Origin of the sequence: Amycolatopsis sp. NPDC051106 (genome assembly GCF_040682775.1) — a bacterium.
Lineage (GTDB): Bacteria > Actinomycetota > Actinomycetes > Mycobacteriales > Pseudonocardiaceae > Amycolatopsis.
Map to the genome: position 1 here is coordinate 13,123 of NZ_JBFBBQ010000070.1, position 13,128 is coordinate 26,250.

Below are 13,128 nucleotides of genomic sequence, written 5' to 3' on the forward strand. Positions count from 1 at the left end.
CGGATGACCCGAGACTGCCGCACTCCTCTCACAGGTGAGGTGTGTCCGCAGAAGGGTCTGGTGGTTGGGATGGGGCAACTCGGCATCATCGGCGGGGCGGTCACAGCCATTCTTTTGGTAGCTCGCTTCGCGTTGCTGGCAGCCGTATCGCTGTGGTCGCTCAAGGCCGACCGGGCCGGACGCGCCCACGCGCTCGCGCTCATCCGCCTTCTCAAGCCGGGTCGCGGCGCCAAGGACCGCTCGCCGTAAGGGAGGCGGCCGCACAGGGCCGCAAAACCGGCTCACGCAGCCGCCGCCCGGGCAGGATCCAACCGAACCCGGCTGAGCTGCAGCAGGCTGAACCCGAACAGCAGCACCCCCAGCGGGACGTGCACGACCGTCACGTGCGCGATGCCCAGCACCACCTGCGCCAGCACGAGCCCGAGGAACACGGTCGCGGAAACGATCGGCCCAGGTGGGCCGCCGCCAGGACGCCACGCCAGGACCGCGGCCACCACGTGCACCATCGCCACCACGAACACCGTGTACGCCGCCGCGCTGTGCAGTGAATGCCCGTTGGGCGTGGTCAACAGCAGGCCGGCGGTGACCGGCGAGAGGAACACGGCCAGGGTCTGCAGGCTGATCGTGAAACGCAGAAATGTCGCCATACCTCTACGACGACGTGGCCGCGCCGGACGTGAGGTCGTGACATCTGTAATCCCCTGATCGTGGCGGATCGCATCCTTGCCGGACCCCGGATCGCGACACGCTCTTCCCATGACGAACGACAACGGCCCCGGCTCCCTGATCCAGACGCTCGGCATCGAGATCGCCGTCCCGCTCGGCGTCTACTACGGACTCCACTCGCTCGGCGCGAACGACTTCACCGCGCTCGCCCTCTCCGGCGTCTTCCCGCTGGCCCGGACGCTCTTCCAGTTCGCCAAGCACCGCACCCTCAACGGCCTGGCCCTCGTCGTCCTCGTGACCAACGTCATCGGCATGCTGCTGACCTTCGTCGCCGGGGATGCCCGCATGATGATCGCCAAGGACTCGATCGGGAGCGGGATCACCGGGCTCGTCATCCTGATCTCCGCGTTCACCGCGCAGCCGATCATGACGAAGACCCTGCGCCCGTTCCTCACCCACGGCAAGGCCGACCACGAAGCGGCCTGGGAACGCCTGCGGGCGGACAAGAGGTTCGGCACCGTCCTGCGGCGCGGCAGCTTCGTCTGGGGCGTCGGGTTCATGCTCGAGAGCGCCGCACGCGTGGTCGGCGCCTTCACACTGCCCATCTCGACCATGGTGTGGCTGAGCACGGTCATCTTCGTGGCTTCGTTCGCGGTGATCATGGTGGTCGCCGGGGTGTCCGCGAAGGAGGCCGGTGAGATGGTCGGCCGCGAGGCGCAGTCCAAGCCGCTCGTCGCCGCTTGACCAGCACGAACGCAGCGTGTACAGGTGTGTACATGTACAGCAAGCGGCAGCAGCTCGTCGGCGACCTCTCCGACCTGATCCGCTCGGGCCGGCTCGCCCACGGTGAGCGTCTCCCCGGCGAGAACCAGCTCGCCGAGCAGTACCAGGTCAGCCGCGGCACCGTCCGCAGCGCCCTCTCCGAGCTCCAGCAGCTCGAGCTCATCTCCACCCAGGCCGGCGTCGGGTCGTTCGTCACCTTCGACGGCGTCCAGCTCGACCAGCGGCTCGGCTGGGCCCGCGCCCTCGCCGACGCCGGGGCGCCCGTCACCACCCAGCTCCTCGGCATCGAGACCGTCGAAGACCGGGCCCTCGAAGAAGAATTCGGCGAGAAGACCTACGTCGCCGTGCGGCGGCTGCGGCGGGAGCACGACCGCGGCGTCTCGCTCGAGACCGCCACGGTCTCCGCCGCCGGCCCGCTCGCCGACCTCCCCGAAACCGGCCTGCGGGACGGCTCCCTCACCAAGACCCTCGAAGCCGCCGGGCGGATCTCCGTCGGCGGCGACCAGTGGATCAGCACCCAGCGCCTCGACGCCGCCGACGCCGAGCTCCTCGGCCGCGACGTCGGCGAGCTCTTCCTCCGCGCCGAACGCACTTCGGTCGACGTCGAAGGCCGGCTCGTCGAGCGGGTCGTCAGCCTGCTGGACCCGGACCGGTTCCAGTTCCACCTCACCTTCGGACACCGGTGAACGCGCGGGACCGGGCGCTCGGCGCGTTCACCGGGCTCGCCGTCGGCGACGCGCTCGGCATGCCGACGCAGTCCATGTCCCGCGCCGCCATCGCCGCCGCCTACGGGCCGGTCACCGGCCTGCTCACCGCCGTCGCCGAGCAGCCGGTCGCGCCGTCGATGCCCGCCGGTTCGGTCACCGACGACACCGAGCAGGCCGTTCTGCTGGCCCGCCTGCTCATCGACGGCCGCGGCACCGTCGAGCCGCACGTCTTCGCCGACGCCCTGCTCATCTGGGAGGCGGACATGATCCGCCGCGGCTCCGCGGACCTCCTCGGGCCGTCGACGAAACGCGCGCTCTCGCGGCTCCAGGACGGCGTCCCCGCCGAAGAAGCCGGCCGCACCGGGACGACCAACGGCGCCGCCATGCGCGTCACGCCGGTCGGCATCGCGACCCCCGTGGACGACCTCCCCACGCTGGTCGACGCCGTCGCCGCGACCGCGCGCGTCACGCACAACACCAGCCTCGGCATCGCGTCCGCCGCCGCGGTCGCCGCCACCGTGTCCGCCGGGGTCGAGGGCGCGAGCCTGGCCGAAGCGCTCGACGCGGGCGAGCGCGCGGCCGTCGTCGGCGGGGAGCGCGGGCACTGGGCGCCCGGCGGGGAGATCGCCGCCCGGATCGGCTGGGCCCGCGGCTGGGTGCGGGGCATGGCTCCGACCGCCGTCGCCGACGCGGTCGCCCGTGTGATCGGCACGTCGGTCGCGTCGCAGGAGTCCGTCGTCGCGGCGTTCGCGCTGGCCGAGGCCATGGGCGACGACCCGCCGGCGGCGCTGCGCCTGGCCGCCGGGCTCGGCGGCGACACCGACACGGTCGCGGCGATCTGCGGCGCGATGCTCGGCGCCGCGCACGGCGTGGGTGCGTTCCGGCCCGACGTCGTCGAGACTGTGCTGCACGTGAACCGGCTCGAATTCGGGCCGCTCGTCGACGAGCTGCTCGCCCTGCGACGGCGGACCGGGCAGCGTCGGACCACCTACTGACCCAGGGACGGGCCATGACCGAAGCGGGCACCCGGAAGCTCAAGGTGGAGACCAACGGCCTCGACGTCATCGACGACGCCGAACGCCGCGGCCGGCCGCGGCAGCTGTTCTGGCCGTGGTTCGGCGCGAACGTGTCGGTGCTGGGGCTGAGCTACGGCTCGTTCACCCTCGGCTTCGGCATCTCGTTCTGGCAGGCGCTGGTCGCCGGCGTGGTCGGCATCCTGTTCTCGTTCCTGCTGTGCGGGTTCATCGCGATCGCGGGCAAACGCGGGTCGGCGCCGACGATGCTGCTCTCGCGCGCGGCCTTCGGCGTCCGGGGCAACCGGCTGCCGTCGGCGATCTCGTGGCTGCTCACGGTCGGCTGGGAAACCGTGCTCACCGCGCTTGCGACGCTCGCGACGTCGACGGTCTTCGAACGGCTCGGCTGGGGCGGCGGGACCCCGACGAAGGTGGTCGCGCTGGTCGTCGTGGCCGCGCTGACCGTCGCCGCCGGCGTGCTCGGCTTCGACGCGATCATGAAGCTGCAGACGTGGATCACCTGGATCACCGGCGTGCTCACGGTCGTCTACGTGGTTCTGGTCGCCGGCGACGTGCATTGGGAAGCCGTCAGCGCGCTGCCGTCCGGCTCGGCGCAGCAGTGGGTCGGCGCGCTGGTGTTCCTGATGACGGGGTTCGGCCTCGGCTGGGTCAACGCGGCCGCGGACTACTCGCGCTACCTGCCGCGGTCGTCGTCGAGCCGCGGCGTGGTCGGCTGGACGACGTTCGGCGCGTCGGTGGCGCCGCTGGTGCTGCTGGTGTTCGGGCTGCTGCTGGCAGGCTCGTCGACCGAGCTGAACGGCGCCATCGCGAAGGACCCGATCGGCGCGCTGACGACGTTGCTGCCGCTGTGGTTCCTGGTGCCGTTCGCGCTCGTCGCGGTGCTCGGCCTGGTCGGCGGCGCGGTGCTGGACATCTACTCGTCCGGGCTGGCGCTCCTGTCGGCCGGGCTGCGCGTGCGGCGGCCGGTGGCGGCGTTCGTCGACGGCGTGCTCATGGTGGCGGGCACGATCTACATCGTGTTCTTCGGCGGCGAATTCCTCGGGCAGTTCCAGGGTTTCCTGGTGACGCTGGGCGTGCCGGTGGCGGCGTGGTGCGGCGTGATGCTCGCGGACGTCCTGCTGCGCCGGCGCGACTACGCCGAGCGCGACCTGTTCGACCCGGCCGGCCGCTACGGCGACGTCCGGCCCGGGCCGATCGCGCTGGTCCTGGTGGCGACGGCGCTCGGCTGGGGCCTGGTCACGAACACCGCGGCCGGCTGGCTGGCGTGGCAGGGCTACCTCCTGGAGCCGTTCGGCCTCGGCGGACGCGACGGCTCGTGGGCGTACGCGAACCTCGGCGTCCTCGTGGCGCTGGTGCTCGGTTTCGTGGTCACTTTGCTTACGCGGCACCGCGTCCGCGCGCAGGAGGCGGCGTGAGGTCGGTCCTGGCGGTCATCGACCTGCAGAACGTGTTCGCCACCCCGGCGAGCGAATGGTTCACCCCGCGCTTCGCCGAGATCCTCCCGCCGATCCACCGCCTGGTGACGGCGTTCGGCAACGACGTCGTCTTCACACGCTTCATCGCGCCCGCGCACCCGGAAGGGGCGTGGAAGCAGTACTACGAGCAGTGGCCGTTCGCGTTGCGGTCACCGGATGACCAGCTGTACCAGGTGATCCCCGAGTTCGACCCACCATCCACAGTGGACGCGACAACGTTCGGCAAGTGGACCCCGCGCCTGGCGACCCGGGTCGGCGGCGCCCGCCTGGTGCTGGCGGGAGTGTCGACGGACTGCTGCGTGCTGTCGACGGCACTGGCCGCGGCGGACGCGGGCGTGTCGGTGACGGTGGTGTCCGACGCGTGCGCGGGCGTGGACGACGAGAGCCACACGAAGGCGCTGGACATCATGCGGCTGTACGGGCCGTTGGTGAAGGTGGCCACGACGGACGAGGTGCTGGGCTAGGGTCGGCTCGGTGAGCCTCGAAGCCTCGGCGATCGCGTTGACGACAGCGGTGGTGAAGGCCGCCGCGAAGATCTGGCTGGGTGACCGCCCGATCGCCGCCGACGCCTCGGCCAAAGTGTTCGACCTGCTGGAGAAGCAGGTCACCGGCCTCAACGACCGCCGCAAGCTGCGTTTGCTGTTCACGAACCTCGAGTCCCGCGTCGCCGACCGGCTGTTGCCGTTCATCGAGGTCGAGTTCCGCGCGCTGCCGGAGAACGAGCGGGCGGCCGCGGTCGAGGCGGCGCACGAAACGTTCGACCGCGCGGCTCTGACGGACGACGACCTGTTCGACGCCGACCTCGACGCGGGCTACTTGTACCGCTACCTGCTGAGGACCGTCACCGGCGTCACCGCACTCCTCTCGGCCGACGCGACGCAGCTGTACCAGCGGGTGCTGCGGGAGTGCTGCGCGTACCTGGTGCAGGTGACGAGCACCTTGCCCCGCTTCCAGCCGGGCGCGCTGATCGAGGTGCTGCGCCGTGAGACGGAGATTCTCGAGACGGTCCGCAACGTCTTGGCGGCGCTTCCGGAACGGCGCCACCCGGACGACTTCGCGGCGGACTTCCGGCGTCAGGTCGTCACGGCGCTGGACCGGATGGCGCTGTTCGGCGCCGGCCTGACCGACGCGACCCGGTTGTACCCGCTGTCGGTCGCGTACTTGAGCCTGAGCGTCACGTCGGACGAAGACGGCGCGACCGGCGACCGCATCGAGCACGTCCTGCCGCGGTCTTCGCGGATCCTGCTGCGCGGCGAGGCCGGCTCGGGCAAGACGACGCTGCTGCAGTGGCTGGCCGTCCAGTGCGCGAGCCGGCAGCTGCAGAACGTCGACGGCTGGGCCGACTTGGAGCCGTTCCTGGTGCGGTTGCGGCGGTTCAGCCAGTCGCCGCTGCCCACGCCGGAACGCTTCCTCGACGAGGTAGGCCGGCACATCGCCGACGAGATGCCACCCGGCTGGGTGCAGCAGCGCCTGCGCCTGGGCCGGGCGGTCCTGTTGGTCGACGGCCTCGACGAGCTCCCGGACGAGCGCCGGCGCGAGGTTCGCGAATGGCTGCGCGAACTCGTCGTGACGTTTCCACAAGCCCGGTTCGTGGTGACCACCCGTCCCGCTGCGGTTGCCCCTGACTGGTTGCGCAACGAGGGATTCACTGAGATCCGGCTGCAGCCGATGACGCGTCGTGATGTCAGCACATTCGTTACGCGCTGGCACGCTGCGCTGCCAGGCGAAGTGCTCGACAGCGAGCGCGACACCCTGCTCACGACCATCGGCGCACGGAGCGCGCTGCGGCGCCTGGCCGAGAACCCGTTGCTGTGCGCGCTCTTGTGCGCCCTGCACCACGAAGGCAATGGGCACCTACCGGACAACCGCATGGAACTCTATGAAGTAGCGTTGCGCATGCTGCTCGACAGCCGCGACATCGAAAGACGGGTCGAATCCCCGTTGCGGCTTTCACTGACCGAGAAGCTTGTGCTGCTGCGCCACCTCGCGTACTGGCTGGTCCGCAACGGCCACACAGACGCCACGGCTACCGACACCGAAGCCAGGATTGCGGCGAAACTGGGTTCGATGGGCCAGATCGGCGTCACCCCGCGCACAGTGTTCCGCCACCTCCTCGACCGCGGCGGAGTGCTACGCGAACCGGTCCCGGGCCGGATCGACTTCATACACCGGACCTTTCAGGAATACCTCGCCGCGCAGGCGGCCGTCAGGGAGGACGACATCGGAGTCCTGATGGCGAACGCGCACCTCGACGAGTGGCGCGAAGTGGTCGTCCTGGCGGCGGGACACGCCCACCCGGCACAGCTCGAACGTCTACTGGACGGGATCCTCAGCTGGGACGCGGACCAACCACGAAGGCTGAAGCTCGATCTGGTGGCGTTGGCGTGCTTGGAAACTTCTCCCGAGCTTAGCGAGCAGTTGCGGAACGAGATCGAAGACCGGGCGAGCACTCTGATCCCGCCGAAAAGCATGGACCAGGCCGAAGCACTGGCCACGGCCGGCGAGTTCGTTCTGGACCTCCTGGACAACGACGAATCCGGCTCGTTTTACGCCCAGTACGTCATCCGAACGGCCGCCCTCATCGGCAGCGCCGGTGCGCTCGACCTGCTCGCCCGTTACGGCGAACGCGAGAACGCCGCCGTAGTGCACGAGCTGATCTCGGCCAGGGAACGGTTCGACCCTGGGGAGTACGCCGAACGTGTGCTGGCCGATTCCCCACTGCACGGCGGTTTTCTCACTGTTGATCATCCGTCGATGGTGGCCGGGCTGGAACACCTGCGTCGGCTCGTGCGGCTGCGGTGCCGGTTCGACGACGGCTATGGGAGGCTCGACTTCGTCCGTGGCCTGCACGGGCTCGTGGCGCTGGAGGTCGCGGACTTAGCTGGGTACGACTTGCCATCCTTGACCGGTACCAGGCTGACCGACCTGGCGCTGACCGGACCGCCGCCCTCGCGGTCGACCGACCTCGCGCCGCTCGCCGGAGTGCGCAGCCTGACCTCGCTCGAAGCGCGGATCGAAAGCCACGGCTGGGCTGCCCTGGCCAAGCTGCCGGCGTTGGAGCACCTGCAGCTGAGCTGGATCTACGACCTGGACCGTCTGGCCGTCCTCACCCCGCTGACAGGCTTGCGATCGTTGTCGCTCGGCAACGTCTTCCGGCTCACTGACCTGAAGCCGCTGAGATTCCTGAGCGGACCCGCTTCACTCAGCTTCCAAGACTGCTACGCCCTCGAGGACATCACGCTGCTCCGGGACTGGGCAGACACGCTGCAACAGCTGCGGATGGTCAACTGTCCTACCATCGACCCCACCCCGATCGGCGATCTGCCCCGGCTGCAAGCGCTGGATCTCACCGGCATCGAGGCTTCCGACTTGTCCATGCTGTCCGCGTTGCGGCGGCTGCGGCACCTCCGGCTGCGCGTGCTGGACACCAAGTCCGACCTGACCCCGCTCGCCGATCTAGGTGAACTCGAGCGGCTGTCGGTCACCGGATCGGGGCAGCTCGATCTGCAGCCGATGGCCGGCCGCTCCGGACTGCGGGTCGAGGTCGGCCCCTACATCGAGCCGGTCGGGGCGGAACTGCTCGGACCGGACTGCACCGTCGAGACCGTCCGGGACCGCTGACACCGGACGTTCAACCAGGGCAAGTAGATTCGGGCCCGTGATCGACCACATCAGCATCCCCACGGAAGCCGGTTCCTTCGACGCCATCGCCGCCGGCCCCGAAGACGGGCGGCCCGTGCTGCTGCTGCACGGCTTTCCCGAGGCCGCCGTCGAGTGGGAGCACCAGGTCGCCACCCTTGGGGTGCTCGGGTACCGGGCCGTCGCGCCGGATCAGCGGGGCTACTCGCCCCAGGTGCGGCCCGAGCAGGCCTCCGACTATTCCATCGACCATCTCGTCGCGGACGTCGTCGCTATTGCCGATCGGCTCGGCTGGCCCGAGTTCGACCTCGTCGGGCACGACTGGGGCGGCGCTGTCGCCTGGTGGACCGCCGATGCGCACCCCGATCGGCTGCGCAGTCTCGCCGTCGTCTCCACGCCGCACCCCGCCGCGCTCGCCGAGGCCATGAAGACCGACGAAGACCAGCACCTGCGGACGCGCTACATGACCGAGTGGCGGCAGACCCGCGTCACCGAGCGCCGGATGCTGGAGAACGACGCCCGCGCGCTGCGGGACATGTTCGAGCGGCGGGTTCCGCTGCACAAGATCGAGGACTACGTGCAGCGGCTGTCCGAGCCGGGCGCGCTCACCGCGGCGCTCAACTGGTACCGCGCCGGCCGGCCGGGCGGGAAGATCGGCAAGGTCTCCGTGCCGACGCTGTACATCTGGAGCACCGAGGACGTCTCGTTCGGCTCGGCCGCCGCGCTCGACACCGCGAACTGGGTCACCGGGCCGTTCCGGTTCGAGATGCTCGAGGACGTCACGCACTGGGCGCCGGAAGAGGCGCCGGAGGCCGTCACGTCGCTCATCGTCGAGCACCTCGACGCGCGGTAACGGCCCGTCACCCGGCCGGGCGGACCGCCGGTAACCCACCCGCCTCGCGGTACGAGGCACTCGGTCCCGTCGTGTTCACTGGGCCTGTGGACATCGCTACCGAACCCGAGACCGAGCAGGTCGTCTTCGTCACCGAAGACGGCGTGCCCACCGGCGAGACCGGTCCGAAGCTGGCCAGTCACCACGAGCACACCCGGTTGCACCTGGCCTTCTCCTGCTACGTCCTGCGACGCGGCGACAACGCCCTGCTGATCACCCAGCGGGCGCTGCACAAGAAGGTCTGGCCGGGGGTCTGGACGAACAGCGTCTGCGGGCACCCGGCACCCGGCGAGCCCCTCGAGGACGCCGTCCGTCGGCGCGCGGCCTACGAGATCGGGCTGCCGTCGCTGTCCGGGCTGCACTGCGTGCTGCCGAGCTATCGCTACCGGACGCCGCCGTTCCAGGGGATCGTCGAGAACGAGTTCTGCCCGGTCTTCGCCGCCTGGGCCGACGCCGAGCCCGAGCCGAACCCGGCCGAGGTCGGCGACTGGCGGTGGGTCAGCTGGGCCGACTACCAAGAGCTACTGAACGACGAGACGGCTAATGTGAGTTACTGGGCCAAGGATCAGTTCTCCCAGCTCAAGGGCATCGAACCCTTCACCGGGCTCTGACGTCACAACTCCGGAGCGTCACTACCGCAGTCCCGTTTGAGCGAAATTCACCTTCGCTCGCACCCGTGCCTCAAGAGCGGCCTTCACTGCGACGACAACCAATGCGTGGTGGAGGTGGGCATGGTCGCCGGGGACGAAGGCGTGCTGCGCCGGAGCCCGCAGCCGCCGGACCTGCTGCGTCTCCACGAAGCCGTCGCCACGCTCTTCGCGACCCAGGGCGACTGGCGCCGCGCCTACCAGCACCTCCGCTCCGCGCTGGACATCGCGCGTGACGGCAGCCTGCGCGACGCGCTGACGTCGAGCTTCAACCGCCGCTACCTCGACGAGCGCTTGTACGGACCGCTCACCGATCGGCTGCGGCCGGCACTGGGCATCGCGCTCGTCGATCTCGACCGCTTCAAGCACGTGAACGACACGTACGGTCACCTCGTCGGCGACCGCGTCCTCCGCCGGGTGGCCGATCTGCTCCAGGAGGGACTGCCGCCGGAGGGGTTCTGCGCCCGTTACGGCGGCGAGGAGTTCGTGCTGTGGCTGCCCGGCGTCGACGCGGGCCACGCCGTCCGCATCGTCGACGCCGCCCGGGTGCGCGTCGCCCGTCACCCCTGGTCAGAACTCCAGCCGGGACTGCACGTGACCATCAGCGCCGGGCTCGCCCACGAGGGGCCGGACGCCCCGACGCCGCCCGAGCGCCAGCTGCGTGACGCCGACGACCTGCTCTACGCGGCGAAACGGGCCGGGCGGAACAAAGTCGCTTATCAGGACGCGCAAAGCACGCAGTTAATAACCCACTCTGAGTAACGTAAACACCCCATTACCCCAGAAAGCTGCGGGCACCCTTCACCCGTTTGTCGACGGCCAGCCGCCGTTCGTCGACTCAAGGTGAAGAAAATTCCGGGAGGGTGTCGTCACGAACGGGGGGTATCCGTACGATAACGAAAACCTCCCCGGGAACGATCACCTCTCGCGGGGGAAGACGGCCAAGTCACGAACCCGCCTTCGATCGCGCGAAAGGAGACCGAGTGCCGGACGAGCACGACAGCCCGGGAACCGGTCGCCGTTCCGACGGTCCCGCGCGGCCCCACACCGGCAGACGCCGGTCGATGGAGGACCAGGGCGGGATCAGCGTCTCGGACGTCGTCGCCAAGTCGACCGGCGTTCGCCCGGTACCGCCCCGCGAAGACCGTCCCGAGCAGCCCGGACACCGTGCCCGAGCGGCCGAACCACCCGCCCCGCCGGCTCCGGCGCGTGGCGCGCACTCGCGGGCACCGCAGCCTCCCGCCGACATCCCAGTACCCACGGACGCCACTCGTCAACCGCGTCCGCCGCGGCCGCGTCAGCCGCGCCGCACGACGGCGGCCGCCCCGCTGCCCGAGGCCCCGCTCCAGCGCCGTCCGCCGGTCGCGAACCCGGGCCCGCAGCAGACGTCGGCCGCCGCGCAGCCGCCTCGGCGCCTCCGCCGTCCCGCGGCCGGTCCCGACGGCGCCGCGCCCCAGCGCCCCACCACCGATGACGCCGCCGGCCCCCAGCGGCCCGACAGCGCACGTCAGCGCCCCGCGGCGGACGTGGCCGCCGCGCCCCGCCGCCCGGAGAGCGCCGCTCGCCGGCGCCCCGCGGCCGACGGACCCGCGCCCCGCCGTTCCGCGCCTCCCGCCGACGGTCCCGCGCCTCAGCGCCCCGCCGCCGACGGACCTCGCCGGCCGGCGGTCGCCGCGGCGGCCGAACCTCCCGCGGCACCCGCGCGCAAGCGGCCCACCCCGGACTCTCCGGTGCCCCCGCGCCCGGCTCCGGCCGCCGAGGCCGCCGTGCCGGAGGTCGGCGCGCCCCCGCGGCCGTCCGAAGCGGCCGCTCCGCTCCGCCGTCCGGGCGCGGTGCCCTCACGCGCCGAGCTCGACCCGCTGACCATGACCGACGAGATGGAAGCGATCGACGAGGCGACGCAGTACCGCCGCAAGATCGACCACACCCTCGCCCGGTTCTCGGCCGCGCACGACGAGGGGAACGCCGAAGAGGCGAAGCGACGCGAACGCCGCGACCGCCTTTCGCCGGCTTCACTGATCGAGAGCACCCGTACGGCGCTTCAGCGCGTGGTCACGCCGACGCCGTCTCCCGAAGAAGAGGTCGACGCCGAGCAGACCCGGTTGCAGGAGAAGAAGGCGCGGAAGATCGAGCGCTCGGTCCGGTTCGGCCGGATCGCCGCGGCCGTCGTCGCCGGGCTCGTGTTCCTCGGCATCGGCGGCGCGTGGGGCGCCCAGACCTACTTCGACGCCAAGTTCACGCAGATCTCCGCGCTCGACGAGAACTCGTCCGACATCCAGGACGCCGACGCGCAGGCCAACGACGAGAACTTCCTGATGGTCGGCTCGGACACCCGCGACGGCGCGTCCGCCGAGGAAGGCGTCGGCACCGCGGACAGCAACCCCGGCGCCCGGAGTGACACCGTGATGGTGGCGCACATCCCGGCCGACCGGCAGCGGGTCGTCGTCACGTCGTTCCCGCGCGACCTCGAGATCGCCCGCCCCGACTGCCAGCGCTGGGACCCGGCGCAGAGCAAGACGACCGACGAGAAGGTCGCCGGCCAGAAGATCGCGAAGCTCAACACCGCGTACGCGGTCGGCGGCCCGCCGTGCATCACGAAGGTGATCCAGCAGATCACCGGGCTGCGGATCAACCACTTCGTCGGCATCGACTTCAACGGCTTCAAGGCGATGGTCGATGCGGTGCACGGCGTCACCATCCACAACGAGATCCCGATCGACGACACGACCCTCGGCAAGGTGCTGCTGGAGACCGGCGACGTGACGATCTCCGGTGACCAGGCGCTGAACTTCGTCCGTGCGCGGCACGTCAAGGGCGACCCGACGTCCGACTACGGCCGGATCAAGCGGCAGCAGGAGTTCATCGGGGCGCTGCTGAAGAAGGTCATGTCGTCCGACGTCGTCCTCGACCCCGGCAAGCTCAGCGACTTCATCACGGCGTTCGCGAACGCCACCTTCGGCGACAACCTCGGCGTCAAGCAGATGATGACGCTGGCGCAGTCGATGAAGGGCCTCGACCAGTCGAAGATCACGTTCCTCACCGTGCCGACGGTCGGCCTGCCCAACAACCGCGGCAACGAGGTCCTCGTCCGCAGCAAGGCGCAGGCGCTGTTCGACGCCCTGCGCAACAACACCTCGCTGCCGGACCCGAACGCGCCCATCCCCGTGAGCGAGCAGGGCCAGCCGACGAGCACGTCGAAGTCGAAGACCAGCACGTCCAAGTCGACGACGAGCAGGAAGACGAGCACCACAGGCTGATCCGCGAGGATCGTTAGTCCGGGTTCAC

The 13,128-nt window shown here is 70.5% G+C and carries 12 protein-coding genes; 11 read left to right on the forward strand and 1 reads right to left on the reverse strand.

Features of this window, described 5'->3' with window-relative positions; all coding sequences use genetic code 11:
* The first annotated feature begins 69 nt into the window (after positions 1–69).
* Positions 70–249, forward strand: coding sequence for a hypothetical protein (locus AB0M83_RS36190; RefSeq protein ID WP_364524168.1), 180 nt, complete (start codon positions 70–72; stop codon positions 247–249).
* Positions 250–281: 32 nt separating this feature from the next.
* On the opposite strand, the gene AB0M83_RS36195 is transcribed toward AB0M83_RS36190, so the two are convergent.
* Positions 282–647 carry a hypothetical protein gene (locus tag AB0M83_RS36195; RefSeq protein WP_364524170.1) on the reverse strand — a complete coding sequence of 122 codons (366 nt, stop codon included), beginning with the start codon at positions 645–647 and terminating at the stop codon, positions 282–284.
* 109 nt (positions 648–756) lie between these two features.
* On the opposite strand from AB0M83_RS36195, the gene AB0M83_RS36200 reads away from it, so the two are divergent.
* The 10 genes from AB0M83_RS36200 to AB0M83_RS36245 all read left to right on the forward strand — a co-directional run bounded on the left by AB0M83_RS36200 (position 757) and on the right by AB0M83_RS36245 (position 13,100).
* On the forward strand, positions 757–1,410 hold the full coding sequence (locus tag AB0M83_RS36200; RefSeq protein WP_364524172.1) for a VC0807 family protein: 654 nt from the start codon (positions 757–759) through the stop codon (positions 1,408–1,410).
* A 32-nt stretch (positions 1,411–1,442) separates the two neighbouring features.
* Entirely contained in the window at positions 1,443–2,135 is a 693-nt protein-coding gene (locus tag AB0M83_RS36205; protein ID WP_364524174.1) for a GntR family transcriptional regulator, read from the forward strand.
* Complete coding sequence (locus AB0M83_RS36210) at positions 2,132–3,151, forward strand: ADP-ribosylglycohydrolase family protein (RefSeq protein ID WP_364524176.1); 1,020 nt, start codon at positions 2,132–2,134, stop codon at positions 3,149–3,151. Before AB0M83_RS36205 ends, AB0M83_RS36210 begins: the two co-directional genes overlap by 4 nt.
* Positions 3,152–3,165: 14 nt before the next feature.
* Positions 3,166–4,605, forward strand: a complete 1,440-nt coding sequence (locus AB0M83_RS36215) for a cytosine permease (protein WP_364524178.1) — start codon at positions 3,166–3,168, stop codon at positions 4,603–4,605.
* Positions 4,602–5,129 carry a cysteine hydrolase gene (locus AB0M83_RS36220; protein WP_364524180.1) on the forward strand — a complete coding sequence of 176 codons (528 nt, stop codon included), beginning with the start codon at positions 4,602–4,604 and terminating at the stop codon, positions 5,127–5,129. The genes AB0M83_RS36215 and AB0M83_RS36220 overlap by 4 nt, the downstream gene beginning before the upstream one ends.
* A 10-nt stretch (positions 5,130–5,139) precedes the next feature.
* Positions 5,140–8,286: an NACHT domain-containing protein gene (locus AB0M83_RS36225; RefSeq protein ID WP_364524182.1), complete on the forward strand. Its 3,147-nt coding sequence runs from the start codon at positions 5,140–5,142 to the stop codon at positions 8,284–8,286.
* Positions 8,287–8,323: 37 nt separating this feature from the next.
* Complete coding sequence (locus tag AB0M83_RS36230) at positions 8,324–9,157, forward strand: alpha/beta hydrolase (protein ID WP_364524184.1); 834 nt, start codon at positions 8,324–8,326, stop codon at positions 9,155–9,157.
* A gap of 86 nt (positions 9,158–9,243) precedes the next feature.
* A complete protein-coding gene (idi, locus tag AB0M83_RS36235; protein ID WP_364524186.1) occupies positions 9,244–9,807 on the forward strand; it encodes an isopentenyl-diphosphate Delta-isomerase in 564 nt (187 codons plus the stop codon).
* Between the two features lie 120 nt (positions 9,808–9,927).
* Entirely contained in the window at positions 9,928–10,605 is a 678-nt protein-coding gene (locus tag AB0M83_RS36240) for a GGDEF domain-containing protein (RefSeq protein WP_364524188.1), read from the forward strand.
* A 1,070-nt stretch (positions 10,606–11,675) separates the two neighbouring features.
* The gene (locus AB0M83_RS36245) at positions 11,676–13,100 is read left to right on the forward strand and encodes an LCP family protein (protein WP_364524238.1); all 1,425 of its coding nucleotides are present in this window, start codon (positions 11,676–11,678) and stop codon (positions 13,098–13,100) included.
* Positions 13,101–13,128: the final 28 nt, after the last annotated feature.